Annotated in this window: 21 protein-coding genes and 1 pseudogene; 11 read left to right on the forward strand and 11 right to left on the reverse strand. The window is 57.5% G+C overall.

Annotation, left to right across the window (positions count from 1 at the left end):
* Window positions 1-611 precede the first annotated feature (611 nt).
* The 7 genes and pseudogenes from AC13DJ_RS02215 to AC13DJ_RS02245 form a co-directional block, all read right to left on the reverse strand.
* Window positions 612-1013, reverse strand: coding sequence for a hypothetical protein (locus AC13DJ_RS02215; RefSeq protein WP_482933073.1), 402 nt, complete (start codon window positions 1011-1013; stop codon window positions 612-614).
* Window positions 1014-1042: 29 nt separating this feature from the next.
* Window positions 1043-1495: a hypothetical protein gene (locus AC13DJ_RS02220; protein WP_482933074.1), complete on the reverse strand. Its 453-nt coding sequence runs from the start codon at window positions 1493-1495 to the stop codon at window positions 1043-1045.
* 179 nt (window positions 1496-1674) lie between these two features.
* Window positions 1675-1932, reverse strand: a pseudogene (locus AC13DJ_RS02225) (integrase core domain-containing protein); the annotation flags it as partial.
* A gap of 466 nt (window positions 1933-2398) precedes the next feature.
* A complete protein-coding gene (locus tag AC13DJ_RS02230; RefSeq protein WP_482933075.1) occupies window positions 2399-2809 on the reverse strand; it encodes a DUF6262 family protein in 411 nt (136 codons plus the stop codon).
* Window positions 2793-4646: a site-specific integrase gene (locus AC13DJ_RS02235; protein ID WP_482933076.1), complete on the reverse strand. Its 1854-nt coding sequence runs from the start codon at window positions 4644-4646 to the stop codon at window positions 2793-2795. Before AC13DJ_RS02235 ends, AC13DJ_RS02230 begins: the two co-directional genes overlap by 17 nt.
* Window positions 4643-6289 carry a hypothetical protein gene (locus tag AC13DJ_RS02240; protein WP_482933077.1) on the reverse strand — a complete coding sequence of 549 codons (1647 nt, stop codon included), beginning with the start codon at window positions 6287-6289 and terminating at the stop codon, window positions 4643-4645. Before AC13DJ_RS02240 ends, AC13DJ_RS02235 begins: the two co-directional genes overlap by 4 nt.
* Window positions 6286-7425 (reverse strand): tyrosine-type recombinase/integrase, encoded by a 1140-nt coding sequence (locus AC13DJ_RS02245; RefSeq protein ID WP_482933078.1) that lies wholly within the window; start codon window positions 7423-7425, stop codon window positions 6286-6288. Before AC13DJ_RS02245 ends, AC13DJ_RS02240 begins: the two co-directional genes overlap by 4 nt.
* 150 nt (window positions 7426-7575) lie before the next feature.
* Between AC13DJ_RS02245 and AC13DJ_RS02250 the strand changes: the two genes are divergently transcribed.
* The 6 genes from AC13DJ_RS02250 (at window position 7576) to AC13DJ_RS02275 (ending at window position 13616) form a co-directional block, all read left to right on the forward strand.
* Window positions 7576-8688, forward strand: a complete 1113-nt coding sequence (locus AC13DJ_RS02250) for a sensor histidine kinase (protein WP_482933079.1) — start codon at window positions 7576-7578, stop codon at window positions 8686-8688.
* Between the two features lie 4 nt (window positions 8689-8692).
* On the forward strand, window positions 8693-9451 hold the full coding sequence (locus tag AC13DJ_RS02255) for a LytR/AlgR family response regulator transcription factor (RefSeq protein WP_482933080.1): 759 nt from the start codon (window positions 8693-8695) through the stop codon (window positions 9449-9451).
* 84 nt (window positions 9452-9535) lie between these two features.
* Window positions 9536-10477, forward strand: a complete 942-nt coding sequence (gene hemC / locus AC13DJ_RS02260; protein ID WP_022987544.1) for a hydroxymethylbilane synthase — start codon at window positions 9536-9538, stop codon at window positions 10475-10477.
* The gene (locus AC13DJ_RS02265) at window positions 10458-11273 is read left to right on the forward strand and encodes a uroporphyrinogen-III synthase (RefSeq protein WP_482933081.1); all 816 of its coding nucleotides are present in this window, start codon (window positions 10458-10460) and stop codon (window positions 11271-11273) included. Before hemC ends, AC13DJ_RS02265 begins: the two co-directional genes overlap by 20 nt.
* Window positions 11274-11283: 10 nt before the next feature.
* Complete coding sequence (locus AC13DJ_RS02270; protein WP_482933082.1) at window positions 11284-12378, forward strand: uroporphyrinogen-III C-methyltransferase; 1095 nt, start codon at window positions 11284-11286, stop codon at window positions 12376-12378.
* Complete coding sequence (locus AC13DJ_RS02275) at window positions 12375-13616, forward strand: heme biosynthesis HemY N-terminal domain-containing protein (protein WP_482933083.1); 1242 nt, start codon at window positions 12375-12377, stop codon at window positions 13614-13616. Before AC13DJ_RS02270 ends, AC13DJ_RS02275 begins: the two co-directional genes overlap by 4 nt.
* Before the next feature lie 120 nt (window positions 13617-13736).
* Here AC13DJ_RS02275 and AC13DJ_RS02280 read toward each other — a convergent pair whose 3' ends face one another.
* From AC13DJ_RS02280 to rho, 3 genes are all read right to left on the reverse strand, one after another.
* Window positions 13737-14771, reverse strand: coding sequence for a 2Fe-2S iron-sulfur cluster-binding protein (locus AC13DJ_RS02280; protein WP_482933084.1), 1035 nt, complete (start codon window positions 14769-14771; stop codon window positions 13737-13739).
* Entirely contained in the window at window positions 14743-16230 is a 1488-nt protein-coding gene (gene ubiD / locus AC13DJ_RS02285) for a 4-hydroxy-3-polyprenylbenzoate decarboxylase (protein ID WP_058339961.1), read from the reverse strand. Before ubiD ends, AC13DJ_RS02280 begins: the two co-directional genes overlap by 29 nt.
* A 225-nt stretch (window positions 16231-16455) precedes the next feature.
* Window positions 16456-17718: a transcription termination factor Rho gene (gene rho, locus AC13DJ_RS02290; RefSeq protein ID WP_022987538.1), complete on the reverse strand. Its 1263-nt coding sequence runs from the start codon at window positions 17716-17718 to the stop codon at window positions 16456-16458.
* 20 nt (window positions 17719-17738) lie between these two features.
* On the opposite strand from rho, the gene AC13DJ_RS02295 reads away from it, so the two are divergent.
* The 5 genes from AC13DJ_RS02295 to AC13DJ_RS02315 all read left to right on the forward strand — a co-directional run bounded on the left by AC13DJ_RS02295 (window position 17739) and on the right by AC13DJ_RS02315 (window position 20595).
* Complete coding sequence (locus tag AC13DJ_RS02295; protein ID WP_152521743.1) at window positions 17739-17918, forward strand: hypothetical protein; 180 nt, start codon at window positions 17739-17741, stop codon at window positions 17916-17918.
* Window positions 17919-18081: 163 nt separating this feature from the next.
* Window positions 18082-18654 carry a molybdenum cofactor biosynthesis protein B gene (moaB, locus tag AC13DJ_RS02300; protein WP_288372148.1) on the forward strand — a complete coding sequence of 191 codons (573 nt, stop codon included), beginning with the start codon at window positions 18082-18084 and terminating at the stop codon, window positions 18652-18654.
* A gap of 9 nt (window positions 18655-18663) precedes the next feature.
* Window positions 18664-19878 carry a molybdopterin molybdotransferase MoeA gene (locus AC13DJ_RS02305; RefSeq protein WP_474540582.1) on the forward strand — a complete coding sequence of 405 codons (1215 nt, stop codon included), beginning with the start codon at window positions 18664-18666 and terminating at the stop codon, window positions 19876-19878.
* 2 nt (window positions 19879-19880) lie between these two features.
* On the forward strand, window positions 19881-20141 hold the full coding sequence (gene moaD, locus AC13DJ_RS02310) for a molybdopterin converting factor subunit 1 (RefSeq protein ID WP_474540587.1): 261 nt from the start codon (window positions 19881-19883) through the stop codon (window positions 20139-20141).
* A gap of 1 nt (window position 20142) precedes the next feature.
* Window positions 20143-20595, forward strand: coding sequence for a molybdenum cofactor biosynthesis protein MoaE (locus AC13DJ_RS02315; RefSeq protein WP_288372152.1), 453 nt, complete (start codon window positions 20143-20145; stop codon window positions 20593-20595).
* A 66-nt stretch (window positions 20596-20661) separates the two neighbouring features.
* On the opposite strand, the gene trxA is transcribed toward AC13DJ_RS02315, so the two are convergent.
* Complete coding sequence (trxA, locus tag AC13DJ_RS02320; RefSeq protein WP_022987533.1) at window positions 20662-20988, reverse strand: thioredoxin TrxA; 327 nt, start codon at window positions 20986-20988, stop codon at window positions 20662-20664.
* Window positions 20989-21173 lie beyond the last annotated feature (185 nt).

Here is a 21173-nt window from a genome sequence, read left to right on the forward strand (position 1 = left end):
AAACGCTGGAAGCGAATCAAGGGGTTTGACCAACTGAAGCTGGTCGTGGACAACGTGCAGTTTCAGGATGGAATACAGGTGGAAGATCAATCTGGCAGGAACGCTGCCTGATGGTCATACACCAGATTTGACAATAACTCGCCCGTGAGTAGCCTGGACGAAAAGCGAACATTAAGGTTCGCCAATAATGCAATTTTTAAGGCCAGAGAAAGGGAAAATTGCTCCAGCTGGCAGGTAACTTCACGAGAAATCCAATAAACAATCTAAATGAACCGTCTGGCGAATCAGAGCAAGCCATTAAGCTGCCAGGTTCACCTTTAAGGGCGGTTTACAGCCTCCATCCAAGGGTCACTTGCAAAAACAACGTTCAGCAGTAGCACTCTAAACTTTACCCTGATTCGATACTCACAGATCTACGGGTGCTACATTGTCCGCCAGCATGAAACCTTTGAAGATGTAGAGCTAGGCCCGATAGAAAGTCCAAACAATAACGAACGCTACCTTGGGATCAACTGAGACGGCCCGCTCGCAGAAACATCAACGGATCAAGAGGTAATAAACCTGCTTCGGTTGCAACTCAACAGCGATAGTTCGTGCCCCGATTCACTTTCTCATAACTGACTTCTACTGAAGACTTTTGAACGATGTGAACCATCGGAGAAAATTTCAGCAACAGCTATGCGATTACCTTGAATAGCGAACTCAACTTTAGGATCCCCGTTTCTAGTTCTCCATGGCCCAGTTTCGGTTGCCCAAACAATGCGGTCACTTTTGAGTTTGCACCGAAAGTCCCAACGTGTATCGTCTGACTTCCGATGATAATAAAGGTGCTCAACTTCGCCAAAACTTCCATCTGAAACGATGATTCCAGGATCCTTCCCCATGAAAGTAGCGATGCCAGCCTTACAAACCTCTGCTACGCTGAATTCACCAAGATCAACCGGCTGACATGCAACCGTCAAAGTAGCTAAGAAAACCAAAAATACTTGCTTGCTTAAAAACCTGAAACCCATAGCCTACTGTCCTTGATTAAACGTTCACTTCACCAAAAGCTATAGCGCTCAATAAGTGATCCACTCATAGCAATGGTCATATCGCAGTCTGGGTACGAATAGCCATATTTTTTGAGATGACTATCCTGCACATTTTCATACATCCCAACTACTACCTCTTCATGCTCATGTTTTTCAAATTTTGCAAAAATTTGCTCTAAGTCATGCTCAAGGGCTTCGTCCAGCCTTTGCCTAAAATCATCATTCCTATGATCCGCACCAATCGACCTCAATTTCTTCGCCAACTGGTCGTGCTTATCACCATCCAACGCCAAAAGAGAAACCTGTCCAACCCGATACTTTACTAGAATCGAGCACATCACATTTGTGTCATACAGAACGGTCGCTTTCTTAAGATCCTCACCTTCGAGGCTCTTTGAACACCCAGTAAGTATGATCAATAAAAAACATGAAACTAGCGATTTCCTTGCAAAGCTCATCATGAGCCTCCTACAGCGATATGAATTGAGCCACTTCCATCAAAAACGAACAGCCACAACAACCGAAGCCCCTTCTACATCAAACAATTACATTTTGTGACAAACGGCAAAGCCAAGACATAGAAAATAAGACACTTGTCTTGATGACTGCAGTTGCCCCCGCTAAACCGGACACCACCTAATCAATTTGATGCCAGTTCTGCCCGGTACTCCCAGGGCGATTTCATTTTCAGCCTCTTGTGCGAGGGGCTGCGGTTATAGTCCTCGATCCATTCCGGCAACCAGGCCATCACCGTGGCGTCATGGGGCATCAGGAATATCGTACAGGTACACATAGTCCCACTTAAACGTCTTCACGAAGGCCTCCTCCATGCCGTTACTCTGAGGGCTTCTACGGGTGTGGTACACACCCAAAAGCCCAGAGGGGACGCGATTCTGCGCGCTGATCCCACGTACGCTTTGTGCAGCATATTTTTGCCCTCTTATTGCCTCCTTACGACCTCCCCGGTTCTAACCATCCTACACTTTCCCACTAGGGGGACGCTTGAACGGATTTGAGATAGGGTCTCAAAGACGATTGAGAGGCCTTCGATGTCACAAACCGGCTTTGCTTCTTCAAGGGCCTCTAGGCGCGCTATCAAGCTCTACACCCTTTGCATTTCGTCGAGCTTGGTCTGAAGCTGAAAAGCCTCTTTTTCGTGTTGCTCAGCATCACGACGGACAAAATCCAGTTTTTCCTCCGTTATCGCGAGGCTGTATCGGGGGCTTGCAAATTTGCTCCGTTAATCATACTGGATGAAATGGCTGTAATTGGCTCGGAGTCTCCGGAGGAGAGCCCTGACTCGAATGTTCGCTTTTGTTTAGATGGGTGCAAGGAAAAGAGTACCGGCCAGAATATGTCCAGCACTACTCACTTGGTTTTCCCCTAAAAACTGTCACGTTTTTACTTTCCAAAATTGCAGAGAGACGACGATTTTCGAGCTCCAAGGTCGCGTTTTTGGAAGCGAGTTCATTGCGCTGCTCGGTCAGTCCCACGATCTTTTCTCGTAGCTGACGATTCTTCAAACGCTCTTCTTTGAGTTTCTCATGCTTCTCATCACGTTGTCTCTGGATCGCCTTGTTGGCATTGCCCCGGATGCGCTCCATCAAGTCTGGGTAGTCTTTGTGGATCAAGGCTCGACTGACTCCGGCCTCTTCGGCAACAGCGGCCACCGAGACTTTCCTGCCCTTCTCAACGACCTTGGGCTGGCCTTTTTCCAATCGAACAATGGCCAGCCGAATACGCTTGTGAGTGTCTGATTCAGATGGCTTCGACATCGATCACTTGCTCCTTGAGGCGATTGATGTCTACACCGAGATCGGTCAACACCCTCTCGCAGCGTTCCATGGTGCGCTCGACCGTCTTTGATCCCGAGTCGTCCAGGTCATCGATCTGCCGAAGCTCAATCTGTTGTAAGTACAGCCCTTCCCAGAACGGCTTGTGGGTATCGTCAATACAGCCGTGCTCACAGCCTTCGCATTGGCCACCCGCACAGTCCACGCCGGTATCATTGGTACACCAGGCAATGCCGGTGGACCGCAGGTAAACCAGTTCGCTGATGGCCTCAATCATCTCTTTCCGATCTTTGTAGGTACGCACTTCTTCCGAGCGGTTTCGCATTTGGCGAATATGACCGGCCATGCCACCTGAAAGCGGCGTATCAGGCTCCAACCAGTGACCGACAATGGCCTGGCGCTTGCCGTCAAAGGCAGCGTAGATTTCGTCGTAGAGCTCCAGATCCTGCGTCTCGTTCATTGCATACAGGATGGTCATATCGAGGCTCCAGTGCTTGAAGTGATCCCTTAAATACCGCAGATCGCCCAGTTTGTGGTGGACAACGTAGTTGGCGAAGGTGCGCCGGAATTGGTGTGATGTGAGGTTCCAGTCCACACCGAGGTTCTTTGCGAACTTTCTGATCCTTTTATAAAGGGCATTACCACTGAGGAGGAAAACACCACTTCCCTTGCTCTTTTGTTTCGTCAGTCCGATACAGTTAGAACACTGTTCAAGACGAGTAACGTTCTTAAAATCTCTGACTGCTTTAGCCTTTTTCAACTCCCGCTCAAGGGCAAGCTGCAAGGGCGCGGACAGCTGCTCCAGTATCTTTACCGCCTGAATGGCGATTTCAGGACACACCCAAGAGGCCTTGCCCTCGTGGGTTTTATCGGAGCGTGAGCCAAGGAAATAGAAGCGTTCACCATCCCTAACTTCGCTGTACCATTCGCCTCGACGGATATTGCCGAGTTCATGGGCTCGTATGCCGGTCGTGGCCAGAATAATGACAAAGCATCCGTCTCTTAGGTCGCGCAGCTTCGTGTTCAGTGCATGTGGCCCCTGATCCCAACCTCGGATCTTCAGAAAGCTAGTCTTTTCCGTCACTTGATCCGTTCGGTTTTCGGAGCAAGGTTGGAACTGAGCCAACGCATCCCGGTGCTGCAATAAGTCGTCAGCTCGGTTGAGTAGATATTCGGCGTGCTGGAACAAGCACCGAAGAATGTCATCAGGAATGATGTCAGTCTTGGCCTTGTTTGATTTGTCATATCCGGACAGCGCGTAGGCCGAGCTTTCGGGCCAGGGGTGATCAAAACCGCAGGGCGTATCTCGCAGGAATTGCCAGCATCGTTCAACAGCCGATAACTTATTCCACTTCGTCTGGCTGGCTAGTAGCTTCCCTGGCTTATTTGGCGTGGTCAGGAGGTGGACGTATTGCACGTAGCGGGCAGCCACCAAAGGCGTGACCCGCGCCTGACTGCTAATGCCCTGATCGTGTAACCAGTTCAGCCAGCACACCAAGCCGTCGAAAGTTTGTCTGGTCGAGCCATTACCCAACGAATCCTCAACCCACATCTTGCGTGCCAGCACGATTTTCGCTTCGGATCGCAGTTGCTCGCACGCGATACGAGTAAAATCCAGTTTCCGTAGAGTGTCCGGTGCGTGGTCTGGGCTCTTAGATTTGGGCAACCACCACACCGAGTCATCGTAGCGAGAGAGCACGTACAGCACCTTGTCGGCTCGATCCGTAGTGATGATGCCGTTGATTCCCTCACCATGGGGCAGAGCCCGTAGCAAACGTTCACGGTCGGCCAGTACCTCTGCGCCGGTAGTCTCGATCATATCGCCATCCTCGCCATGCTCAGGTCCCGCCAGAACGGGTGCGGCTGCTGTTTGGCCCTCTGCCGCTGCTTGTTCACGAGCCCTGCATCAAAGCGGGGCGCAATCTCTTCGTCGATCAGTCGAACGACTTGCTTTAGGTATTTCGTCCAGCGCTTGCCTCCGAATGTGTCGTAATTGCGCAGAGCCGCCCAGTAAAAGCTGAACAGCCGATAGAGGTCATCGCCAGTCACCACGAAGCTCTTGCATCGGAAGCAGCCCAGGTAGTCCTGACAGGGCTCTCCGTTTTTCGGGGCGCGGTGCCCTCGGCGAACATTCTGACAGGACGCGACGGGGGTTCGATCGCTGGCAATGATCGTCGGCGTGCTGAGCAATTCTTCCACTCGGACCTCGCCCAAGAAACGCATGTTGGTTTCCGCTTCCGGTGGTGCTTCCCAATAGTGGGCGTTGCCCGTCTGAACCGTGTGCCGCCCCGTTCTGGCTGTGATTAACGGGTCTTGGCCAGACATCTCCCAAACGCGGTTCAGTAGGGTCTGGCGGAGCCGGCTGACATTCAACGTGAGCGGCTTGCCATCGTCCGTTTGAAGCTGGTGCTGGTCAACGAATGCGTTGATCGTGTAATTCAATACGGAGCTCGTCAGTCGGCATGGTTTGCCCACGTACTTGCCACGAGCTCCCTTGTAGACCAGCAGCCGATTTAGGTTATCGAACTGGGCGCGTGTCGTGGCGTTCCTCGTAACGATCAGATCAATGGCATTAGCCCCATAGAGATGGATACTAGCCATCTCAGACACTTCCTCAGACTTTCTGAGGGCAACCACATGCGTGGCGTTACCTCGGCGCTTAAAGCTCACTAGCAGCCTTAGGTTGGATTTGAGCGGGTGAGGCTGCACGCAGTCTGTGGTCAGCTCCAGAATGGGCGTCAGATTCATTCCGGTAGACAGCGCGATGGACAAGACGCAGACGGTCAAATCATAGCCAGTCAGCGGCTCTGAGTGGGCCACAATCCGCTCCATCTCAATGCGCAGCGCTTTGATCAGAAACCGCTTCTCATTCTTGCTCAGCGCCTTCTGACTTTTCACTCGCTTGTTGGAATTCGGAAACGGATTGGCAGGCCAGACGGTCTTCATATCCGCCTCTGGCCAGAACCCGAATCGATGACAGGCTACGAGCAGAGCTTTGGTACTAGCGAAATGGGCTTTTTGCGCACCGTATTTGAGGGGCTCGTTTCTCAGGTACTGGAGAAATTGGGTGATGCTGTCGGCGCTAAGATCCGCCATAGTAAGGCGTTCGCTACTGGCTGTGTGAAGCAACGACAGGAAGGGCGCAAAGGAGCGAAAACCAGTTCTCCAGTAACCCACAATCGTACTTACACTAAGGATTTTCCCCCTAGTTTTGACGCTCTCAGCGACCAGCTTTTCGATGGTGCATTGGCAGGCCGCCGCAATGTCGTCATATCCCTGACCGTAAAATGGCCCGAAATCAGCGGTTCTTCTGCTAGTGGTATTCTCGGGAAAAGCGACGACGGTGTTTGCCGGTTTTGAGGGTCGCGCTTGATCGATGGTGGTGGTTGTCGCCTCAGTCGCAGTTTCGCCAGCCTCCTGAACACCACTCTCATGTCCCTCTAACGTGAAATCCTTTTTCATGCGCAGGCCGCCTCCTTCGCCGTTTCTTCAATTTCTTCCTGATAACTGGTGCGCAGGTCGTCTTCGATATCGTCGAGAAAATGCAGGTATTTTTCCGTCGTCGTGATGCTGCTGTGGCCGAGGCGATCTCGGACATAGATCAAGGGATTGAAAGTCGTGCTCTTTCGGGACATCAACGATTTCAGGGTGTGCGTCGCGTAGGTATGGCGCAGGATGTGGGGATGACAGGCGAACGACAACGCCAATCGGTTCAGTGAATTGTTGAGCGAGGTTCGAATGCTCCAGGACTTGCCCTTGGCGGTCACAAAGAGGGTTTTCGGGTCTGTACCGTGCTGTCTAATCGCCTCATGACGTTCGTGGATCACGTAATCCCAGAGATCCGCCAGCAAGGAAATCGGCACATGAATCGTCCGTGGCTTGTCCCCCTTGGTGCTCATCTCTTGGGGATCAAGCTCAACCACCACATGACTTCGAGCCGAGATCGATTGGGGTGCGGATATGCAGTGAACTGGAATTGTCAGCAGCTCTTCTTTACGCAACCCCGTCAGCAAGGCCAACCGAACGATCAACCGAAGCGTTTTGTTGTTGATGCGTTTGAGCAGCTCATCCACTTGTTCTTTGTTGAGGACTTTGATCTTGGTTGGCGTGGTTTTCAGCAGCACATCCGGCTTTACGGCATACCCCCCGGACGTGTCTGTGTGTGCCAGGAAACCCTTTGTCTGTCTGACTCTCACCGTTTCAAGGTCATACGGCAACGTTCTTACCCAACCTTGTTTGAGGGCAAACTGATAAAACTTGATCACCAGGTGAAGTCGTCGGTTTACCGTGGAGGCGCTGAGGTTAAATCGATCAAAAGAAACGTCCCGATAAAGGGCTAACAAAGTTTCGTGATTCCGGTGATCAAGCTCTTTCCAATCAAATCCATTGGCTTCAATGAACTCGAAATAATCACACAGATCTCTCCCAAACGTTTCCCAACTGCGTCGGCTTTGCACACTTCCACGTTTTAAGCAGTGATGAACGAGAAATTCCATTCCTTCGACAAACACATCATGATTGGCTTTGAGAAGAATCGGGAACCCTTCATAGGAATGACCCCTGATTTCAAACTCTGGCGTAGCAAGAAGGAATTCCACCCTCGGACCTCCAATACTGTATTTTTATTCAGTATAAAGGAGTGGTTTAAGACTGCAACAGGAGGGTTACATTTTCTGTGGGACAAAACATGGTCTATCTTTCCTGCTGACAGCCCGGCATCATCGTGCCGGCAGTGAATCGGTAAAAAGTTGCCGCAGTATAGCATTCTGACCCCGGTTAAGGAGACACCCCTGAAACCAGACCATGGCATAGGCAAGCAACAGCCTGGCAGCTTTTACGTTCCCGATCTGTGCCGGGTGCGGGCGGTGTTCCTGATGCTGGTCACCAGCGAACTGTTCGTGCTGGTGTTATCCATTGTCCAGGCGGAACAGGGCTGGATTGACTGGAACTACTTCGGGCTGCTGTCGCTGTTTGTGCAATGGACCACCCTCACCAGCGCAGCGCTGATCTGCCTGCTGCGGCCCCGGCTGGCGCTCATGGGCATAGCCGGCGCCACCCTGGCCATCGTCACCATCGTCTTGCTGGATGTACTGGCCTTCAGCCTGTTTGCCGACAAGGTTCTGAACCCGCAGCCCGGCGGCATCCTGTGGCAAAGCATCGCCAAGAAACTGCTACTGGCACTGCTGATCACCCTGATGGTGCTGCGCTACTTCTATCTGCAACACCAGTGGCAACAACAGCAGGAGGCCGAAATGCAGGCCCGGCTCACCTCCCTGCAGGCCCGTATCCAGCCCCACTTCCTGTTCAACAGCATGAACACCATCGCCAGCCTGATCGACAGCCACCCCGAACTGGCCGAGGAAGCCGTACTGGACTTGTCCGAACTGTTCCGGGCCAGCCTGAGAACCACCGAACAGCTGGTCCCCCTGAGCCGCGAACTGGAACTGTGCCAGCGTTACCTTGCCATTGAAGGGCTCAGACTGGGCGAACGGCTGGCACTGGACTGGGCCATCGAGCCCGGGCTGGAGCAACAGGCAATCCCGCCGCTGACCCTGCAACCCCTGGTGGAAAACGCCATTTACCACGGCATACAACCCAGGGCGGAGGGCGGCACCGTGCGGATTGAAGTTTCCGCCAAGGATCGGTTTGTCTATCTGCTGGTACAGAACCCGGCCCCGGAGGCTGGCGAAAGCCGGCACAGCGGCAACCACATCGCCCTGGACAACACCCTGGCCCGGCTCCGGGCCCTGTTCGGGGAGTCCGCCGTGCTCAAGCGCAGCCGCCAAAATGACATTTATACCGTTACACTGAGGCTGCCCAGGCAGACGGTAAGCCAGTACAAACGCCTTGTTTCACGGTGAGACGATGGATTCACAACCGCAGCAAACCATATTGATTGCCGACGACGAGCCCCTGGCCAGGCAACGGATCCGCAGGCTGCTGGAAGACCTCCCCGGTTACCGGGTGTGCGGCGAAGCCACCGACGGCCACGACACCCTGCACAAAATTGCCGCACTGGAACCGGATATCCTGCTGCTGGATATCCGCATGCCCGGCATGGACGGCATGCAGGCGGCCGGCCAGATCAGCCAGCTGGATAGTCCGCCCGCAGTGATTTTCTGCACCGCCTACGACCACTTTGCCATCCAGGCCTTTGACGTACAGGCCTGCGGCTACCTGCTCAAACCCGTACGCAAGGAAGCCCTGGCCCAGACCCTCGCCCGGGCCGGGCGCACCAACCGGGTGCAGCGCCGCAGCCTGGCCGGACAGACCGGCCAGGGCGCCGGGCAACTGGCGGTTCGCACCCACCGGGGTACCGAGCTGGTCGACCTGGACACCATCCTGTACTGCGAAGCCGACCAGAAGTACGCCACCCTGCACCATACCCGGGGTGAAACCCTGTGCGATTACACCCTGAAGGAACTGGAGCAGGCCTATCCGCAGCAATTGCTGCGCATTCACCGCAATACCCTGGTGGGCGTGCGCTTTATCCGTGGGCTGCAGCGCAGCAGCGACGGCCACCACAGCCTTGCGCTGAAAGGGCTGCCTGCGGAACTGCCGGTGAGCCGGCGCCATGCCGGCCATGTGCGCCAGTGGTTACAGGAACACCAGCCCTCCCCCTGACGGGGTATGCCGGGGCAACCACGGGACTTTTTTGCAGCCACAAGGTAACCTTGGGGCACATTTTCCCGAACGACAGTGAGTGCCATGTCCAAACGAACCCTTCGCATTGCAACCCGCAGCAGCGCACTGGCGCTGTGGCAGGCAGAATTCATCAAATCCGAGCTGGAGCGGCTGCACGACAACGTCACCGTGGAGCTGGTCAAGATCAAGACCCAGGGCGACAAGATCCTTGACGTTCCCCTGGCCAAGATCGGCGGCAAGGGCCTGTTTGTGAAGGAACTGGAAGAAGCCATGCTGGACGGCCGCGCCGACCTTGCTGTGCACTCCATGAAAGACGTACCCATGGAGTTCCCGGAAGGCCTGGGGCTGGTCGCCATCTGTGAGCGCGAAGACCCCACCGACGCCTTCGTCAGCAACCACTACGACAACCTGGACCAGCTGCCCCAGGGCGCCGTGGTTGGCACCTCGAGCCTGCGCCGTGAAACCCAGCTCAGGGCCAACCGCCCGGACCTGGAAATCAAGATGCTGCGAGGCAACGTGAACACCCGGCTGGCCAAGCTGGATGCCGGAGAATACGACGCCATCGTGCTGGCCAGCTCCGGCCTGAAGCGGCTGGGTTTCCACGATCGCATCCGCTACTGTATGCCGGATACCGTCTCGCTGCCGGCCGTCGGCCAGGGCGCACTGGGCATCGAGTGCCGCCTGAGCGATGACGAACTGCTGGGCCTGCTGGAGCCACTGAACCATACCGACACCGCAGACCGGGTAAAGGCCGAGCGCGCCCTGAACCGCCGGCTGGAAGGTGGCTGCCAGGTACCCATTGCGGCCTATGCCCTGCTGGAAGACGACAACACCCTTTGGCTGCGAGGCCTGGTGGGTGCAGTAGACGGCACCCGGATTTTCCGGGTGGAAGGCCGTGCGCCCCGCGCTGAAGGTGAACGCCTGGGCCGGGAACTGGCAGAACAGCTGCTGGCCATGGGTGCCGACAAGGTTCTGGCTGAAGTCTATGGTCACACCCCGAGCTGAAGCCCACCAGGCTCAACCGGAACTTGCTGGCCGGCGGATACTGATCTGCCGGCCGGAGCCGGAAGCCGACAGGCTGGCCGAAGCTTTCCGGGCGGCCGGCGCGCGGGTTCGGGTATTGCCCACCGTGGTTCGCGAATCCTTGCCGGAAACCCCGGAACGCCGCAGCCTGCTGCAGGAACTCGATAACTTCCACCATATCATTGCCGTCAGCCCCTATGCCGCACGGCTGCTGCTGGATGAGGTAGATCAGTGGTGGCCGCAGCCACCGGTTGGCGTGCACTGGTATGGCGTAGGCGCCGGCACTGCGGCGGCGTTTGCCGATGCAGGGCTGCCGGCCGAAAAGCCGGATGACGGCTGGACCAGCGAAGCCTTGCTGGCGCACCCGTCGCTGCAGCACCTGGAACACGAAAAGGTTTTGCTGGCCCGGGGCGAGCAGGGTCGGGAGCTGATTCGCCAGACCCTGGAGCAACGGGGAGCCCGGGTAACGGTTCTGCCACTGTACCGACGCCTCCAGCCGTACTATCCTGCAGATAAGCTAAGCGAGATTTTTACCGGGTTCCGGCCCGAAGCGGTGATCGCCCTGTCCGGCGAAACCCTGAACAATCTCAAAGACATGGCCCGGGAATACCCGCATGCCTTCGACACTGCCCTGGTGGTTGTCCCGGCCGACCGGGTGGCCGAGCAGGCCAGGGCGGCCGGATTCGGCAACCCGGTGGTTCCGGATGGCCTGTCCGACCGGGAACTGGTGAATTGCGTGGCTGTGCGGCTCGGGCCGCAGGCCGGTAACAACGGATAACCAAGTAAGGATGCCCGTGACTGAAACAACAGAACAACTACCCGCCACCATCGAGCCCGACAACAACGCCGAAAAACCGCGCCTTTGGCCCATCTGGGTGGTCGCCGGTATTGCCCTGCTCATTAGTGTGATTCTGGCCCTGTGGAGCTGGCAGCAGTGGAACAACCACCAGGCCACCCTGCAGGTGATTACCGACCTGCGCCAGGATACCGCCCAGCTGGAAGACCTCTACGGCAGCCGGGGCAGCGAGCAGAGCCAGCGCATGCAGGCCATGGAGCAGAAGCTGGCCGAACAGCGTGAGCTGATTGCCACCCAGCAGCGCCAGATTGACCACAACGCCCGGGAACTGCTGGAAGCCGGGAACCGCACCCGCACCGACTGGCTGCTGGCCGAGGCCGAATACCTGCTGCGCATTGCCAACCAGCGCCTGCTGATTGAAAAAGACATCAAGGGTGCCCTGGCGGCCCTGGAGTCTGCCGACGAAGTGCTGGCAGAGTCTGACGACATCGGCGTGTTCCCGGTACGCCAGCAGCTGGCCAAGGAAGTGCTGTCCCTGAAGGGTATCGAAGGGGTCGACCGCACCGGCCTGTACCTGAAACTGGAAGCCGCCATTGCCAGCCTCCATGACCTGACCGACCAGGCCCTGATCCACGACCGTGCGCCCGGGTTCAGCATGGTCGGAGACGACCAGGCCCCGGAAGACGGCAGCAATATGCTCACCCGCGGCTGGAACCGGTTCGCCGATACCATGAAACAGGTAGTTGTGGTGCGCCGGCTGGACGAGCCGGTCAAGCCTCTGTTGTCTCCTGACCAGAGCGCCTGGGCCCGGCTGAATCTGCAACTGATGCTGGAAGAAGCCGAAATGGCGGTATTGCGGGGCAACCAGCCGCTGTACGAACGGGCGCTGAACAAAGCTATCAGCACCGTCAACGACTGGTATGACAACACCAACCCGGCTATCCAGGGCATCAGCGGCACGCTGACCGAACTGGCTGACCGGAATGTGGATCCCCGGTTGCCCGATATCAGCAAGTCCCTGGATCTGCTGAAAGAGCGCCTGGCCGGACGCACCGCTGCCGGCAGCAACGGAGGCGATGAATCATGATCCGCCTGCTGCTGATCGTGCTGATTGCCCTGCTGGTGGGCACCGGGCTGTCGCTTGGGCTGGCCTATGATCTCGGCTATATCCGTGTCAGCCTCGGCAACTATCTGATCGAAACCAATTTCTGGGTTGGCCTCGGGCTGATCGTTGTCCTGGTGATGCTGAGCCTGTTCCTGATCGGCCTGCTGAAGCGGTTCCGCCAGGGCACCGGCCTGATGGCCACCTGGGTCAGCCGCGGCAACGAACGCCGTGCCCGCCGGCGCACCACCAAGGGCCTGCTGGCGCTGGCCGAAGGCAACTGGCCACGAGCCAGGAAACTGCTGGTGAGCTCCGCCAACCATGCCGATACACCGCTGATCAACTACCTGGCGGCAGCACAGGCCTCGTTCGAATCCGGTGACCACGACTCGGTCGACCAATTACTGCGCCAGGCCTTTGAAAGCACCCCCGGCTCCAGCCTGGCGGTCGGCCTGACCCAGGCCCAGCTGCAGCTGGCGGGCAACCGGCTGGAACAGGCCCTGGCCACCCTGCTGCGCCTGCGTAAAGAAGCACCGCACCACCCGTTCGTGCTCAAGCTGCTGAAGAACACCTACCTGCGGCTGGAAGACTGGCGGGAATTGTCAAAACTCCTGCCGGACTTGCGCAAGCGCAGCGTGCTGACGGAAAAAGAACTGGATGACCTGGAACGACAGGTATGGCACAACCTGCTGGAACAGGCTGCCGCCGACTGCGAACGCCGGCGCAAGGAAGATCCGGAAGCGACCCTGGAACCGCTGACCCGGCTATGGGACGAACTGCCCCGGTTCGTTCGCCGCGACGAGTACACCATCCGGGACTACGCGGGGTTACTGGCCCGTCTGGGCGATGAGGGGCAGGCCGAAACCCTGCTGAGAAAAGTGCTCCGCAACCACTGGAGCGACGAGCTGATCAACCTCTACGGGCGGCTTGAGGGCCACCAGCCGGATGAGCAGTTAATCATTGCCGAACAGTGGCTGAAAGACCGCCCGAACAAACCGGAACTGCTGCTGGCACTGGGCCGCCTGAGCCTGCGCAATGAACTGTGGGGCAAGGCCCGGGAATATTTCGAAACCAGCCTGCGCCTGAAACGCAGCCGTGAAACCCTGGCGGAACTGAGCCGCCTGAATGCCCATATGGGCCATGAAGAAACCAGCATCAAGCTGCTGATGCAGGGGCTGGAGACCGACAACGGCCTGCCCGAACTGCCGATGCCCCGGGCCTGAGCCTTCAGCGCACAACATGATCCTTCAGCGCACAACATGAGCCCTCAGCGCACAACATGAGCCTTCAGCGCCACAACATAAGCCATCAGCGCCACACTCTAAGAGAGTCAGGCTAAGCAATCAGGCCCTGGGGGCATACTCCAGCACATCCGAGAAAAACGCCTGCTCAGGCAGGCCTTTTTCCAGCAGTGCATCCATCAGGGTATACACCATGGTGGGCGAGCCACTGGCATGAACTTCCACGTTCTGCCAGTCGGCCCCGGACGCCAGTACAGCCCGCACCAACTGGTCATGGTGACCACCCCAGTCATTATCCTCGTCATCCCCGACGACAGGCACAAAGCTGAAATTGCTCCAGTCTTCATGCCACTGCTGCGCCAGCGACCTCAGGTACATGTCCTCGTGCTTGCGCACGCCCCAGAACAGGGTCACGGGGTGGCTGTACCGGGTTTCCTGGAGGAATTCCACCAGGCTTTTCATCTGGGCAAAGCCGGTTCCGGCCGCCACCAGCAGCAACGGCTTGTCCGGCGCCGCAGCCAGGCAGGCCTTGCCATTGGGCAGTTCCACCGTTACATCCTGGCCGGAGGTGAGCGCATCAATCACCTTGCGGGCTGAAGCCCAGTCCGGGGAAGCCTGGATGTGCAACTCGATATGCTCGGCGGCGGGGCTGCTGGCGATGGAGAAATAACAGGGATCTTCCCCCGGCAGGATGACCGAAAGATACTGACCGGCATGGAAGGCCACATCGCGGCGCCTCGGCAGCTTCAGCTCAACCCGGAACACATCGTGACTGATCGAGCGTACATCAACTACTTTGGCTGCATACTGACGGGGCAGATGGTTCGCAGTTGCCATAATGGCAGGTATCTCCAGTTTCAGGTCGGTCAGGGCAAGCGTCCGGCACATCATCAGCCGATCACCCACCGATAAGGTTTGTTGGTTCCGGGTATTCAGGGCCTGCCCCGTTATCAGGGTTGCCTCACAGATCTCGCAGACACCGTTGCGGCAGGCTGCCGGCGCCTGGATACCCGCAGCCGCGGCAGCGGACAGCAAATCCTCATTGCCCGCTACGCCGTAGCCCAACCCGGCCGGCTGCAACTCAACCCGGTATGCAGCCTGTGCCTTGTCAGTCGGGGCGGGTGTCACGATTTTCAATACCGAGACTGTCCCAGATCTCATCCACCCGCTGCTTGACCTCATCGGTCATGGTAATGGCAGTACCCCACTCCCGGTCGGTCTCGCCGGGCCATTTATTGGTGGCATCCATCCCCATTTTCGAGCCAAGGCCAGACACCGGCGACGCGAAGTCCAGGTAATCGATGGGGGTGTTCTCTACCAGCGTGGTGTCCCGGGCCGGGTCCATACGGGTGGTGATAGCCCAGATGACATCTTCCCAGCTGCGGGCGTTCACATCGTCGTCGGTGACAATCACGAACTTGGTGTACATGAACTGACGCAGGAACGACCACACGCCCATCATCACCCGCTTGGCGTGGCCCGGGTACTGTTTCTTCATGGTGACCACCGCCAGCCGGTAAGAGCAACCTTCCGGGGGCAGGTAGAAATCCACAATCTCCGGGAACTGCTTCTGCAGGATGGGAATGAACACTTCGTTCAGCGCCACCCCCAGCACCGCCGGCTCATCGGGCGGGCGGCCGGTGTAGGTGCTGTGGTAGATCGGGTCTTTGCGGTGGGTAATACGCTCCACGGTAAACACCGGGAACTGGTCCACCTCGTTGTAATAACCGGTATGGTCGCCAAACGGGCCTTCAGGCGCCATATCATCCGGATAGATAAAACCTTCCAGCACAATCTCGGCACTGGCTGGAACCTGCAGGTCGCTCAGGCCGGCTTTCACCAGCTCGGTACGGCTGCCCCGCAGTAACCCGGCAAAGGCGTATTCAGACAGGGTATCCGGCACCGGCGTAACAGCGCCCAGAATGGTGGCCGGATCAGCCCCCAGGGCAACCGCAACCGGATAAGGCTTGTCCGGATTGGCCCGGCGAAACTCCTGGTAATCCAGCGCGCCACCGCGATGGCTGAGCCAGCGCATGATCAACCGGTTACGGCCGATCAGCTGCTGCCGGTAAATACCCAGGTTCTGCCGCTCCTTGTTCGGGCCGCGGGTAATCACCAGCGGCCAGGTCACCAGTGGGCCAGCATCCCCGGGCCAGCAGTGCTGCACCGGAATCTGGTACAGGTCGACCTTGTCTTTCTCGATCACCACGTCCTGGCAGGGCGCGGAACGGAGCACCTTCGGGCTCATGCGCATCACCTGCTTGAACAGCGGCAACTTCTCAATCGCATCCTTGAAGCCCTTGGGGGGATCCGGCTCCTTCAGAAACGCCAGCAGCTTGCCGATCTCCCGCAATGCCGACACATCCTGCTGGCCCATGCCCATAGCCACCCGCTTCGGCGTGCCGAACAGGTTGGCCAGCACCGGCATGTCGTAGCCCTTGGGATTTTCAAACAACAACGCCGGCCCACCGGCCCGCAGCGTGCGGTCGCAGATTTCGGTCATTTCCAGGTGGGGGTCGACTTCTGCGCTGATGCGCTTGAGCTCGCCCTGCTTTTCCAGCTGGGCAATGAAGTCTCTCAGGTCGTTGTATTTCATGCTGTGCTCCGCTTCTGATCTACGGTACTACGGAGTTCGGGCTTCTCCGGACTGCCCTTATAGTTGGCCTTGATACTTTTCTGTTCGGTGTTGGAACAAGGCCGGGAGGGGGTGTCAAAACGGAAAACAGTGGTTTTCCTGATTGTTTTGACACCCCCTCCCGGCCTTGTTCTTTGAACTTTCGGAGTGAACCTCCGACAGTTCAGCCGAGTACAGGAACTCGCATCAACGACGCTTCATAGACTGGAAGAACTCGTCATTGGTCTTGGTATCCCGCAGCTTGTCGAGCAGGAATTCCAGAGACGCAGTGTCATCGTCCATGGAGTGCAGCAGCTTGCGCAGGATCCACACACGCTGGATTTCCGCTTCGCTCATCAGCAGGTCTTCGCGGCGGGTGCCGGAACGACGGATGTTGATGGCCGGGTAAACCCGCTTCTCGGCAATCTTGCGGTCCAGGTGCACTTCCATGTTACCGGTACCCTTGAACTCCTCGTAGATAACCTCGTCCATCTTGGAACCGGTATCCACCAGCGCTGTGGCCAGGATAGTCAGGCTGCCGCCCTCTTCTACATTCCGGGCTGCACCGAAGAAGCGCTTGGGTTTTTCCAGGGCGTGGGCATCCACACCACCGGTCAGCACCTTGCCGGAAGACGGAATCACGGTGTTGTAGGCACGGGCCAGACGGGTGATGGAGTCCAGCAGGATGATCACATCCTTCTTGTGCTCCACAAGGCGCTTGGCCTTTTCAATCACCATCTCGGCTACCTGAACGTGGCGGGCCGGCGGTTCGTCGAAGGTAGAGGCCACAACCTCGCCGCGCACGGTGCGCTGCATTTCCGTCACTTCTTCCGGGCGCTCGTCGATCAGCAGCACCATCAGGTGGCATTCCGGGTTGTTGCGGGTAATGGACTGGGCAATGCCCTGCATCAGCAGCGTTTTACCGGCCTTGGGCGGAGATACGATCAGGCCACGCTGGCCTTTACCGATCGGAGCTACCAGGTCCAGAACCCGGGAAGAGAGATCCTCGGTACTGCCGTTACCAAGTTCCAGGGTCAGACGCTCCTGGGGGAACAGCGGGGTGAGGTTCTCGAACAGAATCTTGTTACGGGCGTTGTCCGGCTTGTCGAAGTTAATCTCGTTAACTTTCAGCAGGGCAAAATAACGTTCTCCGTCTTTCGGCGGGCGGATCTTGCCGGAAACGGTATCGCCGGTACGCAGGTTGAAACGGCGGATCTGACTGGGAGAGACGTAGATATCGTCCGGACCGGCCAGGTAAGAGGCATCGCCGGAACGAAGGAAGCCGAAACCGTCCTGCAGAATTTCCAGTACACCATCACCGTAAATGTCTTCGCCGCTTTTGGCGTGTTTCTTCAGGATGGTGAAGATCACATCTTGCTTGCGCGAGCGAGCCAGGTTATCCAGACCCATTTCTTGCGCAATATCGAGCAATTCGGGCACGGATTTCTGCTTGAGTTCAGTAAGATTCATAGTTTGTTGGATTTTCAGGAATGGAAGTAAACGACAGTTGGAATGACAGGGGTGCCCCTGAACGCATTGATCTGATTAAGCTGAAACAAGGTGCTGGCTCGATGGAGCTACCGGTGCAGATGAAATCCGGATTAAGTATGCTGAAGCCAGAGAGTGGGAACAATCGTTCGCCGGGCAAGCGGCATAATCGACCACCTTGAAGGCGTATGTCAAGACCTGTGTCCAAAATTAAACCAGCGCCCTGGCATTCATAAGACTAATGGCGGTGCCGCCGGCTCCCTCTGATGGGTTACTCCCTTCCATTTGATAACGCCTATCCGGATACTGACTATATTGTTGATTCAAGCCTTTCGGAGCCATTACATGAGCAGTGAGCTGACACCCGAACTCAAACCCCTCAACGTTGCCCTGTTGACCGTCTCAGACACCCGTGGCCCGGCCGAAGATACGTCCGGGCAATACCTGGAAGACCAGATTGTCGAAGCCGGCCATAACCTGCTGGCCCGTCGCATATTGCCGGACGACGTTTACCTGATCCGGGCGCTGATGTCCCAGTGGATTGCCGATCCGGAGATTCATACCGTTGTCATCACTGGCGGCACCGGGTTCTTTGAGCGGGACAGCACGCCCGAAGCCGTTGGCCCGTTGCTGGACAAGGAGATTATTGGTTTCGGCGAAGAATTCCGCCGCTTGTCTGCCACGGAAATCGGCAGCTCCACCATCCAGTCCCGGGCGTTTGGTGGCATGGCCAACAACACAGTGATTTTCTGCCTGCCGGGCTCCACGGGCGCTTGCCGCACAGGCTGGGAAGGCATCCTGAAAAGCCAGCTGGACAGCCGCCACGGCCCCTGCAACTTTTCCTCACTGGCCCTGCGCAAGCCGAACCGCGCCTGCCATCGGTTACAGGAAGTGATTGGCACCCGGGCCAAGCGATAAGGAGGCACCATGGCTGGCCAAACCCTGATCAGTATTGACGACGCGCTGAACCATATTCTTGACCGGGCCATTCCGGTAACCCGCTCCGAGGCCGTTAACCTCACCGACTGCCTGGGCCGGGTTCTGGCAGAGAACCACTATGTGCCAGCCGATGTGCCACCGGCCGACAACAGTGCCGTGGACGGCTACGCGGTTTACCAAGGCGACGTACACGATGGCGCACCATTGACGGTTTCAGACCGAGTACCGGCCGGAACCGCCCCTGCCCCCCTGAAGCCGGGCACGGCGGTACGCATCTTTACCGGTTCGGAAATTCCCGAAGGCGCCGATGCGGTCGTAATGCAGGAGCGGGTAGAACGCAACGGCGACGAGATTGTTATTCAGGCCGCTGTCAGTGAGGGCCAGAACATACGTCGTCGAGGGCAGGACCTGAAACAGGGCGACCTGGCCCTGGCCCGGGGAACGCGCATCCGCCCCCAGGAAATGGGCGTACTGGCGTCCACCGGCATCAACCGCGTGCCCGTACTGGCCAGGCTGAAAGTCGCCATCCTGACCACCGGTGATGAGCTGGTGGATCCGGGCCAGCCGCTGGCACCCGGGCAGATTTACAACACCAACCGGTATACCCTGCTGGGCATGCTGGCCGAGGCAGGCTGCGAAGTAAGTCTGTGCGAAACCCTCGAAGACACTCGCGACGCCACCCGCCAGACCCTGGAGCGGGCAGCGGCGCAGGCTGACCTGATCATTACCAGTGGCGGGGTATCCGTAGGCGAAGAGGACCATGTCCGCGCCGTTCTTGAGGAGTCAGGCCAGCTGTCACTCTGGCGCCTGGCGATCAAACCGGGCAAGCCGCTGGCCTTTGGCGAGGTAGCCGGCACGCCGGTAATCGGGCTGCCCGGCAATCCGGCATCGGTACTGGTGACCTTCATGGTGGTCGCCATGCCCTATATCCGGAAACGCCAGGGGCGTTACGATATTCTGCCGTCTGGTGAACTTTTGCCTGCGGCGTTCGATCTTACCGACACATCGGTACGCCGCGAATTTGTCCGGGCGCGAAAAGAAGGAACCGGCCCGGACATGCAGGTAGCCGCCTTCCCCAACCAGAGCTCCGGAGTGCTGAGCTCGGCCTGTTGGGCCACTGGCCTCGCGGTTGTGCCTGAGAACACCCAGGTGGCCAGGGACGACCTGATCACGTTTTACCCGTTTACGGACTTGCTGAGCTGATGATGACCGAGCCAACCCTGACTGTTCGTTTTTTTGCCCGACTGAGGGAAGAGCTGGAGACCGAATCACTGACCCTGCCCGCCAGTGACGGGCAGACGGTAGACGACCTTCTGACTAGCCTGGCCAGCCGTGGCGGCCGGTGGGCCCAGCTTAAGGGCGACCAGCCGGTCATGGTGGCGGTCAACCAGGCCATGGCAAAACCCGCTACAGTGGTGAAAGCGGGTGATGAGGTCGCGTTTTTCCCGCCGGTAACCGGAGGTTGAGATGATTTCTGTGCAGACCGGGGATTTTGATACAGGCGCAGAATATGCCGCGCTTAGAGCAAGCGGTTCAGGCACCGGTGCCATTGCCACCTTCACCGGACTGGTCCGGGATTCCGGAGACCTGTCCGGCGTAACGGGGCTGTTCCTGGAACATTATCCGGGGATGACGGAGGCGGTTATTCAGGGGCTGATTGACGAGGCTTCCCGCCGCTGGGATGTCCGTGATGCCCGGGTGATTCACCGGGTCGGGCGACTAGCGCTTTCCGACCAGATCGTATTTGTTGGCGTGTGCAGCGCCCACCGGGGTGATGCCTTTGCCGCCTGCTCGTTCATCATGGACGCCCTGAAAACTTCCGCCCCGTTCTGGAAGAAAGAGATGACCTCTGACGGCGAGCACTGGGTGGAACAGAAGGTGTCTGATCGTGAACGGTCCCAGGCCTGGTCTTCAGACTGACAGGCTCAAGGCACAAAAAAACCGCCCGTGAAGCGTTGTTCAGGGGCGGTTTTTTTCAACAGCAGATCAGAGGTTGCTGTCGAGGAAGGCGGCCAGCTGTGACTTGGACAGGGCACCTACCTTGGTGGCGTCGACATTGCCGTTCTTGAACAGCATGAGGGTCGGAATGCCACGAATGTTGAACTTGGGCGGAGTCTGCTCATTTTCGTCGATGTTCAGCTTGCAGACTTTGAGCTTGCCTTCGTATTCGTCGGCGATCTCTTCCAGAACCGGTGCGATCATCTTGCACGGGCCACACCACTCGGCCCAGTAATCTACCAGTACCGGAATGTCGGATTTCAGTACGTCCTGTTCAAAGGAAGCGTCGGTGACATTAACGATATTTCCGCTCATTACCTTTTCCTGATTCAGGCGCTCCCGGGCCGTTCTGACCGGCCCCGGCGGAGTCGCTGTTGACTGTAGCAAACGGACTTTTCCGAAAGGGAAAATCCCGCCTGCCCGGATTTCGTTAGACAGATACTTTACGCGATTGGCCGCCTGAATGTGAAGCGGGAAGTATCCCGCGCAGGGTTGATTCG

It is taken from the genome of Marinobacter sp. L-46, from assembly GCF_056859535.1.